Origin of the sequence: Arthrobacter gyeryongensis (assembly GCF_039543785.1) — a bacterium.
Taxonomy (GTDB): domain Bacteria; phylum Actinomycetota; class Actinomycetes; order Actinomycetales; family Micrococcaceae; genus Arthrobacter; species Arthrobacter gyeryongensis.
Genome location: NZ_BAABKK010000006.1, coordinates 84,198 through 98,170 on the forward strand (window position 1 = coordinate 84,198; position 13,973 = coordinate 98,170).

The 13,973-nt window shown below is 65.6% G+C and carries 14 protein-coding genes and 1 riboswitch; of the genes, 5 read left to right on the forward strand and 9 right to left on the reverse strand.

The annotated features are described in order from the left end of the window. Positions 1-40: 40 nt before the first annotated feature. The gene (locus tag ABEA18_RS04280) at positions 41-763 is read right to left on the reverse strand and encodes a TetR/AcrR family transcriptional regulator (protein WP_234751842.1); all 723 of its coding nucleotides are present in this window, start codon (positions 761-763) and stop codon (positions 41-43) included. Positions 764-880: 117 nt separating this feature from the next. Here ABEA18_RS04280 and ptsP point away from each other — a divergent pair, with 117 nt between their 5' ends. Beyond that, the gene (gene ptsP, locus ABEA18_RS04285; RefSeq protein ID WP_345448074.1) at positions 881-2,569 is read left to right on the forward strand and encodes a phosphoenolpyruvate--protein phosphotransferase; all 1,689 of its coding nucleotides are present in this window, start codon (positions 881-883) and stop codon (positions 2,567-2,569) included. A gap of 39 nt (positions 2,570-2,608) precedes the next feature. Further along, complete coding sequence (locus ABEA18_RS04290) at positions 2,609-2,887, forward strand: HPr family phosphocarrier protein (protein WP_236813538.1); 279 nt, start codon at positions 2,609-2,611, stop codon at positions 2,885-2,887. A gap of 226 nt (positions 2,888-3,113) precedes the next feature. Here ABEA18_RS04290 and ABEA18_RS04295 read toward each other — a convergent pair whose 3' ends face one another. Then, positions 3,114-4,379, reverse strand: a complete 1,266-nt coding sequence (locus ABEA18_RS04295) for an acyl-CoA dehydrogenase family protein (RefSeq protein ID WP_425550473.1) — start codon at positions 4,377-4,379, stop codon at positions 3,114-3,116. A 108-nt stretch (positions 4,380-4,487) separates the two neighbouring features. Beyond that, positions 4,488-5,273, reverse strand: a complete 786-nt coding sequence (locus ABEA18_RS04300) for a TetR/AcrR family transcriptional regulator (RefSeq protein ID WP_345448075.1) — start codon at positions 5,271-5,273, stop codon at positions 4,488-4,490. A gap of 58 nt (positions 5,274-5,331) precedes the next feature. Here ABEA18_RS04300 and ABEA18_RS04305 point away from each other — a divergent pair, with 58 nt between their 5' ends. Next, positions 5,332-5,727 (forward strand): helix-turn-helix domain-containing protein, encoded by a 396-nt coding sequence (locus tag ABEA18_RS04305; protein WP_345448076.1) that lies wholly within the window; start codon positions 5,332-5,334, stop codon positions 5,725-5,727. Between the two features lie 4 nt (positions 5,728-5,731). Here the strand turns inward: ABEA18_RS04305 and ABEA18_RS04310 are convergent, their stop codons facing one another. Beyond that, positions 5,732-6,352, reverse strand: coding sequence for a TetR/AcrR family transcriptional regulator (locus ABEA18_RS04310; protein WP_345448077.1), 621 nt, complete (start codon positions 6,350-6,352; stop codon positions 5,732-5,734). A gap of 40 nt (positions 6,353-6,392) precedes the next feature. Between ABEA18_RS04310 and ABEA18_RS04315 the strand changes: the two genes are divergently transcribed. Then, complete coding sequence (locus tag ABEA18_RS04315) at positions 6,393-7,517, forward strand: flavin-containing monooxygenase (RefSeq protein WP_345448078.1); 1,125 nt, start codon at positions 6,393-6,395, stop codon at positions 7,515-7,517. 84 nt (positions 7,518-7,601) lie between these two features. After that, a riboswitch (cyclic di-AMP (ydaO/yuaA leader) is annotated at positions 7,602-7,748 on the forward strand. Between the two features lie 19 nt (positions 7,749-7,767). Here ABEA18_RS04315 and ABEA18_RS04320 read toward each other — a convergent pair. After that, complete coding sequence (locus tag ABEA18_RS04320) at positions 7,768-8,916, reverse strand: hypothetical protein (protein WP_345448079.1); 1,149 nt, start codon at positions 8,914-8,916, stop codon at positions 7,768-7,770. A gap of 145 nt (positions 8,917-9,061) precedes the next feature. Further along, entirely contained in the window at positions 9,062-10,276 is a 1,215-nt protein-coding gene (locus ABEA18_RS04325) for a PucR family transcriptional regulator (RefSeq protein WP_345448080.1), read from the reverse strand. Positions 10,277-10,496: 220 nt separating this feature from the next. Between ABEA18_RS04325 and ald the strand changes: the two genes are divergently transcribed. Then, entirely contained in the window at positions 10,497-11,615 is a 1,119-nt protein-coding gene (gene ald / locus ABEA18_RS04330) for an alanine dehydrogenase (protein WP_345448081.1), read from the forward strand. A gap of 251 nt (positions 11,616-11,866) precedes the next feature. Here ald and ABEA18_RS04335 read toward each other — a convergent pair whose 3' ends face one another. From ABEA18_RS04335 to ABEA18_RS04345, 3 genes are all read right to left on the reverse strand, one after another. Next, positions 11,867-12,595 (reverse strand): hypothetical protein, encoded by a 729-nt coding sequence (locus ABEA18_RS04335; RefSeq protein WP_345448082.1) that lies wholly within the window; start codon positions 12,593-12,595, stop codon positions 11,867-11,869. After that, positions 12,592-13,143: an RNA polymerase sigma factor gene (locus ABEA18_RS04340; RefSeq protein ID WP_345448083.1), complete on the reverse strand. Its 552-nt coding sequence runs from the start codon at positions 13,141-13,143 to the stop codon at positions 12,592-12,594. Before ABEA18_RS04340 ends, ABEA18_RS04335 begins: the two co-directional genes overlap by 4 nt. A gap of 133 nt (positions 13,144-13,276) precedes the next feature. Next, entirely contained in the window at positions 13,277-13,939 is a 663-nt protein-coding gene (locus ABEA18_RS04345) for a hypothetical protein (protein WP_345448084.1), read from the reverse strand. Positions 13,940-13,973 lie beyond the last annotated feature (34 nt).

Consider the following 13,973-nt stretch of genomic DNA (forward strand, 5'->3'; position numbering starts at 1 on the left):
CAGTGCGGGATCAGTCGATATCTATCGAAGGAGGACAGCTCTAGGAGCTGCTGGAGATTCGGTGAAGCCATTCAAGGAACAGCTTCAGTTCCGAACTGGAAAGCTGGTCTGAATGTGAGGCTTGGAGTGCCGCATTCAGCGCGATTGCCGCAACAACAACCGACGACTTGCCGGAGTCGTCTGCTGCGGCGCCACGGGCTGTTTCCGTGGACACAGCGAAAATCATGGAATCCCGGGTCATGGTGGAAAGCTCGAGGTTCCGGTCTTCCAAAGGCTCTGCAATGAGCATGAGCGTGACGCCGACGTTGGCCGCCAGGATGCTCCTGGCCGCCTCGCGCGGGGGCACGTTGATCTGCCCGGCAATGGCTGCCTTGCTCAGCATCTCCTCCAGAAGCGACTCGGCATCAGCCACGATGGCCGGCCTGCTCTCCGGACGGATGTTGCCGAACATCACCAGGTAAAGGTGCGGTTGGGTAAGTCCGAACTGGACGTGGTTGTCCCACATCCGGCGGACATCCTCCAGGGGTTCCCCAGAGGGTGCGAAGTCCCGCTCTCCCGCCACGTACTCCTCGAAGCCGGCTGCAACGACGGCGTCGAACAGCCCCTCCTTGTCGCCGAAGTGGTGGTAAAGCGTGGGCGCCGTGACGCCGGCAAGTTTGGTGATTTGGCGCGTAGAGACCGGCGACCCGTCCGAATTCGCCAGCAACTCGGCAGCTGCACGGAGCAGCCGAGTTTTGGGCGGAAGCTGGTCATCGAAACTCATAGCCGCTACCCTAGCACCTATAGCAACGCTATATGAAGTGAGTCACAGGAGATTTTTTCGGACCCCGAGGCGCCGCAGCCGGTGGGTCCGATCCGAGAGCAGGAACAGAGGATTTCAGTGCAGAATTTCCAAGGAGTAGGCGTTAGCCCGGGCCGCGTCATTGGCACTATCCGTCAGATGCCCAAACCAGTCAGCGAACCGCCGTCGGGCGAGCAGCTAGCCGCATCGACCACTGCGGAAGACGCCGTCGCGGGCCTGAAAGCGGCGGCCCAATCGGTCCACGACGAACTCAAAGCACGCGCGGACAAAGCCAGCGGAGACGGTAAGGCCGTGCTGGAAGCCACCGCGCTCATGGCCAAGGACACCATGCTCCTGAAATCGGCCACCAAACTCATCAACAACAACGGCAGCTCCGCCGAACGCGCCATCTGGGAAGCCGGCGCCTCCGTGTCCGAAATGCTCCACAACCTGGGCGGATACATGGCCGAGCGCGCCACCGACGTCCTGGACGTCCGCGCGCGGATCGTCGCCGAACTTCGCGGAGTACCCGCCCCGGGGATCCCGGCGTCGGACACTCCGTTCATCCTGGTGGCCGAAGACCTCGCTCCCGCCGACACCGCAACGCTGGACCCCGCGATCGTGACAGCACTGGTCACCTCCGGCGGCGGACCGCAGTCCCACACCGCGATCATCGCGCGCTCGCTCGGCCTGCCCGCGGTCGTCGCGGCCCGCGGAGTGGACGAAATTCCTGACGGCGCCGAAGTCTTCGTGGACGGCGCGGCCGGCTCACTCTCGCTCGAACCCACCGAAGAGCAACGCGCGGCCGCCATCGCGTGGGTCGAAAATGCCGCCACTCTGGCGGTTTTTGACGGAAACGGCACGACGGCGGACGGCCACTTGGTGCCCCTCCTCGCCAACGTCGGCGGAGCCAAGGACGCTGCCGCGGCCGCTGCGCTGGGTGCCCAGGGCGTGGGCCTTTTCCGCACCGAATTCTGCTTCCTGGAACGCGACACCGAACCGACCGTGCTGGAACAGGCCGCCGCGTACAGGGGCGTGTTCGACGCCTTCCCGGGCAAGAAAGTGGTGCTCCGGACCCTCGACGCGGGCGCCGACAAGCCCCTTCCCTTCCTCACCGACGCCACGGAACCCAACCCGGCCCTCGGTGTGCGCGGCTACCGCACCGACTTCACCACGCCCGGTGTTTTGGATCGCCAGCTCGAGGCCATCGCCATCGCTGCCGACGAATCAGAAGCCGAGGTGTGGGTCATGGCACCCATGATCTCGACTGCGGCTGAGGCTGCCCATTTCGCGTCGATGTGCGATGCCGCGGGAATCAAGACGCCCGGCGTGATGGTGGAAGTTCCCTCCGCGGCATTGACCTCGGCGTCGGTCCTGCGCCACGTGGGCTTCGCGTCCCTCGGCACCAACGACCTCACGCAGTACGCCATGGCCGCCGACCGGCAACTCGGTCCCCTTGCCGAACTCAACACCCCGTGGCAGCCCGCGGTCCTGCGCCTCGTTCAGCTGACCGTCGCGGGCTCAGCGGAAGAGGGCCACGGCAAACCCGTTGGCGTCTGCGGTGAGGCTGCCGCGGACCCGGCCCTCGCCGTCGTGCTCGTTGGCCTGGGCGTGTCCACACTGTCCATGACCGCCCGCTCGCTGGCCGCCGTCGGAACCGTGCTCAAGACGGTGACGTTGGAACAGGCGCAAGAGCTGGCCCGGCTGGCGCTCAGCGCGCCCGATGCGCTCGACGCAAAGGCCTGGGTCCGCGCGAAACTGCCGATCCTCGAGGAACTCGGGCTCTGAGCCCAGCCGTACTGTCCTACCTGAACACAAGGAGAAACCATGCCCGAACGCACCGCCACCATCGCCAGCCGCTCCGGACTGCACGCCCGCCCGGCTGCGATTTTTGCCGAAGCCGCGGGGGAATCCCCGATTGAGGTGACCATCGCAATGGCCGGTTCGCCCGCCGACGACGCGCTCGACGCCGCCAGCATCCTTTCGCTCATGACGCTCGGCGCCGCGAAGGGCGACGTCGTCGTGCTTCGCGCGGAGGGCGACGGCGCCGACGCTGCCCTGGATTCCCTGGTGACACTGCTGGAAACGGACCTCGACGCGGAGTAGGTGTCCCCCATCCGACGCTCGCTCACAAACAACCGCCTCCCATCCGACGCCCGCTCACAGATGGGGGCCTCCCGTCCGACGCTCGCTCACAGATGGGGGCCTCCCGTCCGACGCTCGCTCACAGATGGGGGCCTCGAGCGAGCGTTCCGCCGATTGGGCTCATATCCGAGCGAGCGTCCGGGATTTTGACGACATATCCGAGCGAGCGTCTCAGTGGGGATGCCGCTTAGGCGAAGGCGGAGATACCCGTGATCGAACGTCCGATGATCAACGCTTGGACAGTCTCTGTGCCTTCATAGGTATGGATGCCTTCTACGTCGGCGAAGTGCCGGGCCACGCGGTTGGCCAACAAGATCCCGTTGCCACCGAGCAGGTCGCGCGCGTTCGAGGCGATACTGCGGGCAGTGCGGGTGCACGTGAACTTCGCGAGGGCCGCCTGCGCGGGAGTCAGCGCGCCCTCTTCGTCCAGCTTGGTCATCTGCATGACCATGAGCTGCATGATCGCGAGCTCGGAATGCATCCGGGCAAGACGCTCCTGCACAATCTGCGAGGCAGCCAGCGGGCGGCCGAACTGCCGGCGTTGGGCGGCGTACTGCACAGCGGTTTCGTAGCAGGCAGTGGCATGCCCGACGGCGGACCAGGCAACTCCCAGCCTGGTCGCCAAGAGCACCCGGGCCGTGTCCTTGAAACTCCGGGCACCCGGGAGCGCGTTTTCCGCCGGGACGAAGACATCCTCAAGGCGGATGTGTGCCTGCCAGATGGCCCGGAGTGAGAGCTTGCCTTCGATGGTCGTGGCCGAGTACCCGGGCGAATCCTGCGGGACAAGATATCCGTGAACTTGCCCGTCGTCGCCACGAGCCCAGACGACGGTCAGCCCGCCGATCGAGCCGTTGCCGATCCATTTCTTTTCACCGTTGAGCACATAACCGCCCTCGACGGGCGTCGCTGTAGTCTCGAGTCCCACGGAGTCGGAGCCGTGCGCCGGCTCGGTCAAGGCGAAGGCGCCGTATTCCTCGGCACGGGCAAGTGCTGGAAGCCAACGGGCCTGCTGCTCGGGGGAACCGCATTCGGCCACGGATCGCAGCGCCAAACCGCCCTGGACCGCAACAACCGTGCCGATGGAGCCGTCCCCGCGGCTCAGTTCCATGGTGACCAGTCCGGCGGCGGTTTTGCTCATGGCCGGGAACCCGTCGATGTTGATTCCGTCGCGCAGCAGATCGAGTTCACCCAGGCGCTTCACCAGGTGCAGCGGATACTCCGCGCGCTCCCAGTACCCCCCGATGACCGGGAGCACGTCGTCCTGGACAAAGGTCCTCGCGCGGTCCCAGTAGGCGCGGTCCTCGCGGCTAACGTCCTTGAAGACGGAGGCCGGATCCGGGTCCAGGGATTCGTTCAGGACGTACTCGGGCTCCATAGTCCCGGCCGGAAAAACAATGCCCGCCGGAAAAACGGCATCCAGTTCCTCGGAAGTGCTATCGGACGTCGTCGTCATGGGGAAATCCTCGCTCGGGGGTTGCGATCTACGACTCCCAGCATGCGCTGACACTCAGTTCCATGTCAAGGAACTCAATGTCAGTGGCGAATTCTGCGGAATCAAAAGCTAAGCCAGGGCGTCCCGGAGCGCTTGAAGGATCTGTTCTGTGCCCGCTGCCGGATCCAGGACGGCAACCACGACGGCGGGACGGCCGCTTTCCGCGGACGGCGCACCGGCAGCCTCGCTACCCGCCGGCCCGGCTGAAACGCGGGCAAAGGTATCGGCCAAGGCGCCCAATTCACGCTCAAGCCGGGCGGCCAACTCATGGGCTTCAGCTTCCCGCGCCTCACGCTCGCCGCGCTCGACACCCTCGACTCCCTCGACTCCCTCGACGCGTTCGCCAGCAGCAACAGCCCGCAGCCATTGGCGCAGGACGCTGTTGTGCACGGCGACTACCGATGCGGCGAAGGCCACGGCCGCAACCTCCCTGCCCTCACCCTCGGGCAGCGCAGAAAGAAGATGATTCCTAAATGCCCGCTGATAACGATGCGTCATGACCAGTTCACGATCACGAAGGGCCGGCACCTGATGCAGAAGTTCGTAGCGGGCAACGGAAGTCTTCCGATTGCCCATGTGATGGCCAAAGACCAAGAGCGCGGCATCCACGACGGCGCGCAACGGATCCGCCGTCGTTCCCGCAAGGAACTCCTGGACCCGTGCCAGAATCCGGTCGTGGTCGGCAAAAACGATGTCCTCTTTGGAACCGAACTTGCGGAAGAACGTGCTTCGACTGATTCCAGCGGCATCGGCGAGGTCGTCCACGGAGGTCGAGTCGTAGCCTTGCCGCACCAGTAGCTCGATTGCCGAGGCGACGGCAGGGCCTGGATCCGGATTGGCGGGGTAGTTGACCATAGGCGTGAATCTAACACGGCGGCGTAAGCGCGCAGCCTCGAGCGGCTAGGCTTCTGCCATGGCATTGATAGCTCCCCGCGTGACGCCTGGCTTGGCCGCGGACGACGCCCGGAACCTGGCGCGCTCACTCCAGGACAGCAACGACATCACCGTCTTCGTGGACGGCACGGTCCACCGCCTGCCGGATGAGGCGAGGGACGCCGTCGTCGACCTCCTCGGCAGGCTGGGCCGGGGCGAAGCGGTGACCGTGAGCAGCGTGGAGGAAATGCTCACGACCTCGAGGGCGGCCGAACTCGCGGGAATCTCGCACACCTACCTGCGGAACATGACTGACCGTGGCGAAATCCCGGTGGAATACCGTGGCACGCATCGCCGCATCAGGCTTGCGGACATCATGGCGTGGCTGGAAACCCAGAAGAAGACGGACGCGGCAGAAGAGCAAAGCAACAAATAGAAAGCTAGGCGAGGGCGGCCTTGAGGGCCGCGTGGACCCAATCCCGGTAGCGGTCCAAGCCCCAGGCGAAATCCAGCACGAGTGATCGGTAGGTGTCCGGGTGGCCCACCGACCAGATCACGGCGGCGGCTTGCTCGTCGCTCATGCCGGAGGTCAGTGCCCCGCGCCGCCTGAGGGCAGCCGCCGCTTCCGCATAGTTTCGCAACCGGATTTCGGCCCGGTCCCGTTCCACTTTTGCCGCTTCGGAGTCGACCGCGGAGGCCTGCCTCATGACGCTGAACAGTTGGCTGCTCCGCGGATTCACCTCGGCGAACCAGTCGGCCAACAACGCTAAAACGGCCCCGGCGTCGGCGGCCGCGGCAGTCCGCTCGCGCATGGTTTCCGGGACGGAGCGGGGGGCATCCGGACCAGCAGCAGTTACGTCAACCACTGCCGAGAGCAGCGCAGCCTTGTTGCCCACGGAGTTGTAGATGGTCTGGACAGCCACGCCGGCTTGCTCGGCAACGGCACCGATGGTGGTGGCCACGTATCCCCGGCCCAGAAACAGCTGCCGGGCAGCCTCCACCACGGCCGCCTTGGTTGCAACAGCTTGCGCTAGCCGCCTGTCATTGTGCCGGATTTCCACGCAAAAAGAATATCATTCCAGTCACTGGAATGATATTCTAATGACCTCGAACACCTCAGGAGGCTTCGCGATGCACAGCAATGAGCCAGTGGACACCGTAGTTGTCGGCGCCGGGCAGGCAGGGCTCGCCACCGGATTCCACCTGAAGAAACACCGGCAAGACTTCCTCATCCTGGACTCGCAGGACCGCGTCGGCGACGTGTGGCGGAACCGATGGGATTCCTTGCGGCTCTTCACCCCGGCGCAACACGATTCCCTTCCCGGCATGCCATTTCCCGCCGCCCGGGGGAGCTTCCCCGGAAAAGACGCCATGGCCGAATACCTCGAGGAGTACGCCAGGAACTGGGAACTCCCGGTACGCAATGGCGTACAGGTCGCAGGCATCGAGCGGGAGGACGGCCGGTTCCGGGTGCAGTCGGGCTCCGGGCCGATCCTCGCCAAGAACGTTGTTGTTGCCACGGGCCCGAACGCGCAGCCAAGGATCCCGGCATTCGCGAAGGACCTTGATCCCGGCATCCACCAACTGCACGGAGCGGAATACGCCAACCCGGACTCGGTTCCGCCCGGGGATGTCCTGGTGGTCGGCTCCGGCACCTCCGGCGTCGAAATCGCCCTGGAGCTCGCACCTACCCACCGTACCTACATCGCCGGAACCCCTCCGTTCCATATTCCGGGCCCGGTGACGCGATACGCCGGCGGCCTTTGGTGGCTCTTCATCCACAAGGTGCTGAACAGATCCACCCCTATCGGACGCAAAGTCGCGGTCGGGTTCACCCAGCACGGCGCGCCGCTGATCCGGACCTCAACGCGGGAGCTCGACGCCGCGGGAGTCACTCGCTTGCCACGCGTGACGGGCACGCGGGAGGGGCAACCCCTGACCGACGGAGGCAACGCGATCCCTGTGTCGACTGTGATCTGGGCAACCGGATACCAACCGGACTTTGGCTGGATCCAAGGACTTCCCACGGATGAGGACGGCTGGCCTCTCACTCGCCGGGGCGCCGTGGAACAACTCCCGGGACTGTTCTTTGTGGGCATGCCCTTCCAATACGGTTTGACCTCCGGGCTCGTGGGCGGGGTCGGCCGCGACGCCGAACACGTCGCGGGACTCATCGCCGGGCAGACCGGGCAAAAACGGGTCGCCGCGCCCGTTATTCAAATGTGACTTTGCATGCCGGCTGTTGTAACGTCGAGGGGCGACCCAGTCCCCAACCGGGCCGCTTCCGGGTTGACGCCGAGCTCTGCCGCAACCCGGAATCCGCCAGACCCGCGGCAGAGACGGGGGACCCAGAGTCTCCGGGCCCACTTCGGGGCCCTTGGGGTGAAGCCGCCATGCGCGGCCGGACGGCCTCGTCCGAACCCGACAGCTAACCTCGAAGGCGTTGAGAGGCAATCACCATGTCCCCAACCATGGATCAGCCTCGCCGTGCCCAAGTGGCGGGCGAGAGCACCAAAGCAACCGGACGCCGTCGAGCCAAAGACAGCGAACCGTTCATCGCTGCACCGGCTTCTGAACCTTTGAGTTCGACGGCGGCACCCACCCCCGCGGCAACCCCGACGACGGCGGCACCCACCACGCGCGCGGCCGCCCGCGCGGCCGAACGGAAGCGGGCTTCGCAAGCCAGCGAAACCGCGGCCATTCCGACGGTGACGGCTCCGAAGGTGGCTGCCGCGACGGTAGAACCAGCGACTGCGGCCATTCCGACAGTGGCCGCCCCAACGGTAGCCCCCGCGCCGTCAGAACCCGCCACCGCAGCCATTCCCACGGTGTCTGCTGCGACCCTGGCTCGCGCGACAGCTGAGTCGACCAAAGCTGAGAACGCAGCTGCCACGGAAATCCCGGCGGCACCCCGTCCCGGCGTCGGTCCGGCGTCGTTCACCGGTTCGTCCTTCAGCCGTGAACCACACGCCGTCCTCAAGAAGGCCGCCGCCGTCCGGACCATGAGCAACCGAATGGCAGTGGTGACAGGTGCGTTAGGCATCTTGTTGGCCGCCGGTTCCCTGGGCCAGGCCCTTGAGTTGCCTTTCTTCGGCCAGGAATCCCGCGCCCAGGACGCCGCCAGCTCAGATAGCCAAGGCTCCACCCAATCCGGAGCTCCGTCCACAACGGCAAGCACGTCCCCCAGCGCTGCGGCGTCACCTTCGGCAGCTACCCCAAGCGCCAAGTCCGGCCAGACTGCCGCGGACCCGGCGCAAGGTTCGCCGCAAGGCCCCGCCGCTGTCGAACCGTCGAGCGTCCCGGCACCATCGATCTCCGTCCAGGTTCCTGCCGTCCCGTCAGCACTGCCCCCGAGCCTCACTCCGGTGCCTGTTCCTTCCAGTCCGGTACCGGCCCAGCCCGCGCCGTCTCCCAGCCCGGTTCCAACAGGGCCAACAACCCCCACGCCGACGCCGGATCCGACGGATCCAGCGTCTCCGACGCCCGCGCCCACAGGTTCCTGGAAGCCGCGGACCCCGTCCAGCCCTACCCCTACCCCTACGCCGCAGCCCACCCAACCGGGCGTCGATCTTGGATCGATTCTGGACGCAGCAACCAAGGCACTGCAGTGAGGATGGGAGGGCATCGAACATTTGCCGTCGAGTGGCACGGGCGGTGCTGCCGGAACACCCAGCCGCAGATGATTCAACACCGCCCGGACCGCTGGCGCTGCAGCCTTCAGTTGAGGCAGCTCAACAAGTAGGCGAGCTCGGCTTCGGATTCCAGCGGCTTCAAATCCGCGGTCGGCCAGCCCAGCGGCGCGCCTTGAGCGTTGCGTGGAGTTCGAGCCGGGTGGCGCCATTCAGCGGATCCGCGCCGATGAGCTGCCGGACCCTGGCCAGTCGGTTGTAGATGCTGCTGCGGTGCAGGTGGAGCTTCGCGGCGACGTCCTGCACTGAGCCGTCGCTGTCGTAGAGCAGTTCGAGCACGGGCAGCAGCTCGCCATTGCGGTCCGCGTCCTCGATTGCCTGAAATTGCGCCGAGCCCGAATCGTCCCAGCCCCCCGGCGCCTGTAGCCGTTCGAACAACTGATAGATCCCGGCCGAGCGGCTGTCCACGAGCTCGCCGAGTGGCGGATCGACGGCGGCAGCCTGGGCCGCGAGCTTCGACTGCCGGTACGCCCGGCCCAGTTGGCGAATAGCCGAAAACGGCTCGCTGATGCCAAGAATTACCCGGTCCACTTTTCGGCCGGCGCGCTTGGCGAGTTCCAGCTGATAGTGGACCAGGACCTGGGCATGCTCTGCCCGTCCGCCGGTTTCGCGGAACAACAAGACCGCGTGCGTCTCCGTCCCCGCGCTGAAAAGCACGGAATCGACCCCGATAGTGGCCTGAAGCGCGGCGGAACGGTGTGTCAGGGTCGCCGCGATCTGATCCGAGACGCCGCCACTGTCCTCGGCGTCGAGCACCGTAACCAGCTGCCACGGTCCCCTGCCTTGGATCTCTTTCCATCCCGCCACGGCCGCCACCGCGTTGGACTCGCCCTGGCACGCAGCCAGGAATTCCTGCTCGCGGCGGCGCCGGAACTCCGATTCCGCCGTGTTGGAATCGAGCAGCAACCCCGCGAGGAGGTCCAACTCGTCCCGGACGCCAGGCAATTCGGCGAGTATCGCCGTCGCGGTCTGCTCGTCAAGGTCCTGCTGGACCCAGAGGTACCCCACACGGAATCCGCGCACCAGCAACGGGACGCAAACCCGCCCGACCATCCCGAGTTCTTCATTGGCGGGTACGACGACGGGACGCACCGCGGTTGCGATGCCGTGCGAGAGCTGCCAGGCGCTGACGTCCACCGGGACACGCTTGCTCAGGAGGAAATTCACGCGCACACGGTCGGCGTGGGACTGGTTGGAACTGTAGGCGAGCAGCACGCCGTCGAGGTCTTCCAGGGAGAGGCCGCGGCCCAACTTGAGTGCTACGTCCTCGACGATTTTCTCCACGTCTTGCTGCATGGAGAAAACACTACTTTGCCTCACGAACATCAGGCGACACCTGACGCCCTCAATATCGACAAATGTCGAGTCGAGGGCGGCAAAAACCGCGGAATTCCGGGGAAGTCGACAACCGTGACGATCGCCTTTCCTGTCGGCTGGCTCACAGCGGATTTATTCTGGAAGCACAGTCCCCCGCAGAGAAAAAGGCCGTTGAAGCCTTTCGAAGATGGAGCCCAAAATGATCATCGGTGTCCCCAAAGAGATCAAGAACAACGAATTCCGCGTTGCCATCACGGCCGCGGGCGTTCACGAGTTCCGCACCCACGGCCACACCGTTCTGGTCGAACGGGGCGCAGGCCTGGGCTCCGGTATCACGGACGAGGAATACTCGGTTGCCGGCGCTGAGATCGTGGCCGAGGCCGACGACGTCTGGGCACGCGCTGACATGGTCATGAAGGTCAAGGAACCGATCAAGGCTGAGTACCACCGCTTCCGCAAGGGCCTGATCATCTTCACCTACCTGCACTTGGCCGCCGAAGCCGAGCTGACCCAGGAACTCATCAACTCCGGCGTCACGGCCATCGCCTACGAAACCGTCCAGGACGGCCGCGCGCTGCCTCTGTTGGCACCCATGTCCGAGGTTGCCGGCCGCCTGTCGGTCGTCGTCGGCGCTTCCTCCCTCATGGCTCCGGCCGGCGGCAAGGGTGTGCTGCTGGGCGGCGTCCCGGGCGTCCGTCCGGCCAAGGTTGTTGTCCTCGGCGCCGGTGTTGCCGGTACCAACGCCGCCGCCATGGCCCTGGGCCTGGGCGCCGACGTCACCATCCTGGACATCAACATCAACCGCCTCCGCGAACTGGATGCCCTCTACCAGGGCCGCCTGAAGACGGTCGCCTCCAACGCATACGAGATCGAGAAGTCCGTGGTCGACGCCGACCTCGTCATCGGTTCCGTGCTGATCCCGGGCGCCAAGGCCCCCAAGCTGGTCACCAACGAGCTGGTTTCCCGCATGAAGCCCGGCTCCGTGCTGGTGGACATCGCAGTGGACCAGGGCGGCTGCTTCGAGGACACGCACCCCACCACGCACCAGGAACCCACGTACAAGGTCCACAACACGATCTTCTACTGCGTCGCCAACATGCCGGGCGCCGTTCCGAACACCTCCACCTACGCCCTGACCAACGTCACCCTGCGCTACGCAGTGTCACTGGCCAACCTGGGCGTCAGGGCCGCATTCGACCGCGACCCCGCCCTGGCAGCCGGCCTCAACATCGCGGCAGGCAAGGTCACGCACCGCTCGGTTTCCGAGGCGCACAACCTGCCCCTCGTCGCCGACTGGCACAACCTGGTCTCGGCATAGTCTTCTCCGCCTCTAACGGGCGCGGTTAACGAGCCCGACGGCGGGGTGCGGCTTCCTTGGGAAGCGGCACCCCGCCGTCGGGGTTTTCAGCGACGCTCGCTCGCTTTTGGGGCATTTCGGCCCAACGCTCGCTCACTTTTTCTGAGCGAGCGTTGATGGGGATTCGCTACAAAAGTGATCGAGGGTCGCAGGAATTGGGCGTATTAGTGAGCGAGCGTCCGGAAAGCCCCGGCACCGGAGCGCAGGCCCAGTTACGGCTTGACCGGGTTGCCCGGAAGGATCTCGGAGGGAACGGGCTGGGGCAACGGGAGCGTGGGCGTTGGGACCTCCGGCGTCGGGATCGTAATTGGCCCCGGGCGGCCCTTTGCGATGTCGTGCAATCCATTACGCGGATCCGACTCGGACCCCGGAGCGGTAGTGCCGGGAGTCGCGTGCGGCGATGGACGCGCACTGTTTTGGGCCCCAGGCGCAGAGGACTCCGGAGAGGGCGATCCGGGAACGCTTGTTTCCCGGGTGGGCATCGGGACCGGCTCCTGACGGGTTCCTTGCTGTTGCGGGGCCTTGCCGCCCGATCCAGGGGTGAGCTGCGAAACAACGGATCCCACCACGGCGCCCAAGTGTTCGATCGTGCCCGGGATGCCGCCCTCGGACGCAGCCGCAGCGGTAGCTCCGGCGGCAAGGGAAGCCGCAATGGCAAGAGCCGCAATGCCGGCACGGCGCTTACGACGACGGCGCGCGGCCAGTTCGTCGATCGGCGCAGCCGCCGTGCGGGCTAGCGGGGTTGTGGACGTGACAGGTGCAGCCGCAACGCTCGCCGGTGCCATCAAGGCTTGGACAGCCGCCGAGGGCTGTGGCCGGGTGCTCGCGAGGGCGCGCAGTTCCAGCAGCTCAGTCCGGATCTCGTACGCTTCGTCGAGCCCGGCATCAGCAAGCAGGCGGTCAATGCCTTGCTCACCGAAGGATGCGGATTTTTCGCTCATGATGTGCCATTCCTTAGTAGTGCACGTTCTCTCAGTGCACTCAATGCCCTGCGCTGCAACTGCTTCACGGCTCCTTGGGATTTGCCCATGATGTCCGCTGTTTCTTCCAACGACAGGTCCGCCACGACCCGTAGTGCCAGGACCTCCCGGTAGTCGGGGTTGAGGTCGGCCAGTAGCTCGGTTACACCCAGGCCTTCCCCGTGCCCGAATGCCTGGTCCTCGGCTGAAGGGGCGCGTCGCGAATCCAGATCGGATTCATAGGGCGCGGAATCAGGGGTGCGTTCCCGTTTGCGATAGTGATCCACCATTCGCGCGTGCGCTATGGAAAAGAGCAGGGTCTTGGCCCCCTGGAGACCTCCGCGGAGGGAATCCAGTTTGGGATAAAGCGCCAGGAACACGTCCTGGGTAACTGCTTCCGGATCGTCTACGCCGCGGGCGCGTAGGTATCCAAACACCGGTCCGGAAAACTCGTTATAGGCAGCCGTGAAGAGCAGTGCGGGATCTTCCTCGTCCGCCTGCAAGTATTCATCAGCCAAAGGGTCAAGCACCCGCGACCCCTCCATCCCACGCAGCGCGGTCATCGTCCCTGGCCTGGGAAATGACCACTGCTGCAGTCTGTTGCGTCGCGGGGCTCCTTGTCATTTAGCCAAGGAGCCCCGCCGTTCAAGCGTAGCCGCAGTGTTACGGGCGGACAGAATCGGACGGCACGTGCACCGGCACCGTCGGCACCTGGGACGGCACAGCGGGGACGGCCGGTGCGGACGGCACTGCGGGAACCGCCGGTACGGCAGGCGTAGCAGGCAGTGCGGCGTTTCCATCGGCGTCCGCCTTGGCGGAAGCGGAACCGTCAGCCTTCAAGCCGGCAGCCTTGCCTTCGCTAACTACAGTTGCGCAGTGTGCGTTGACGTTGGCTTCGCCGCCAGCGGCAACAACCAGCGAGGAGTAGCCGGGCACCTTGGTGTCGGCCTTGAGGCCGCCGTTGAGGAAGGCGGTGCAGAGGCCGAACGCCTCGGGTGAGGTGGCCTTGGCCGATGCGACTGCTGCTGCGGCCTTGGACTTTGCGTCGTCGACCGCGTCCGTGGCCTTGGACTTCGCGTCGGCGGCGGCGTCAGTGGCCTTCGACGTGGCCATCTGGGACGCCTCAGCCGCCTTGGACTCTGCGGACTCAGCTGCTTTGGATGCGGCCGGAGCCGGGGCTCCGAGCAGCTCGTGGGCGCTCTTCTGCATATCGTTGGGAAGCGCTCCGTTGAAGGCTGCGACGCCGGTTCCGCCAACCGCTACAGCTCCGGCGGCAAGGACGCCGGCGGCGATTTTGCTGGTGGCAAGGACAGTGAACAAGGACATGGAACCCTCCGACAAACGTTTTGGGACTACTCCG

Bases quoted from the DNA above. Each gene is read 5' to 3' on its own strand.
- ald (WP_345448081.1), top strand. From the start codon at position 10,497: ATGATCATCGGTGTCCCCAAAGAGATCAAGAACAACGAATTCCGCGTT.
- ABEA18_RS04320 (WP_345448079.1), bottom strand. From the start codon at position 8,916: ATGCCCTCCCATCCTCACTGCAGTGCCTTGGTTGCTGCGTCCAGAATC.
- ABEA18_RS04305 (WP_345448076.1), top strand. From the start codon at position 5,332: ATGGCATTGATAGCTCCCCGCGTGACGCCTGGCTTGGCCGCGGACGAC.
- ABEA18_RS04290 (WP_236813538.1), top strand. From the start codon at position 2,609: ATGCCCGAACGCACCGCCACCATCGCCAGCCGCTCCGGACTGCACGCC.
- ABEA18_RS04345 (WP_345448084.1), bottom strand. From the start codon at position 13,939: ATGTCCTTGTTCACTGTCCTTGCCACCAGCAAAATCGCCGCCGGCGTC.
- ABEA18_RS04335 (WP_345448082.1), bottom strand. From the start codon at position 12,595: ATGAGCGAAAAATCCGCATCCTTCGGTGAGCAAGGCATTGACCGCCTG.
- ABEA18_RS04295 (WP_425550473.1), bottom strand. From the start codon at position 4,379: ATGACGACGACGTCCGATAGCACTTCCGAGGAACTGGATGCCGTTTTT.
- ABEA18_RS04315 (WP_345448078.1), top strand. From the start codon at position 6,393: ATGACCTCGAACACCTCAGGAGGCTTCGCGATGCACAGCAATGAGCCA.
- ABEA18_RS04280 (WP_234751842.1), bottom strand. From the start codon at position 763: ATGAGTTTCGATGACCAGCTTCCGCCCAAAACTCGGCTGCTCCGTGCA.
- ABEA18_RS04325 (WP_345448080.1), bottom strand. From the start codon at position 10,276: ATGCAGCAAGACGTGGAGAAAATCGTCGAGGACGTAGCACTCAAGTTG.
- ABEA18_RS04300 (WP_345448075.1), bottom strand. From the start codon at position 5,273: ATGGTCAACTACCCCGCCAATCCGGATCCAGGCCCTGCCGTCGCCTCG.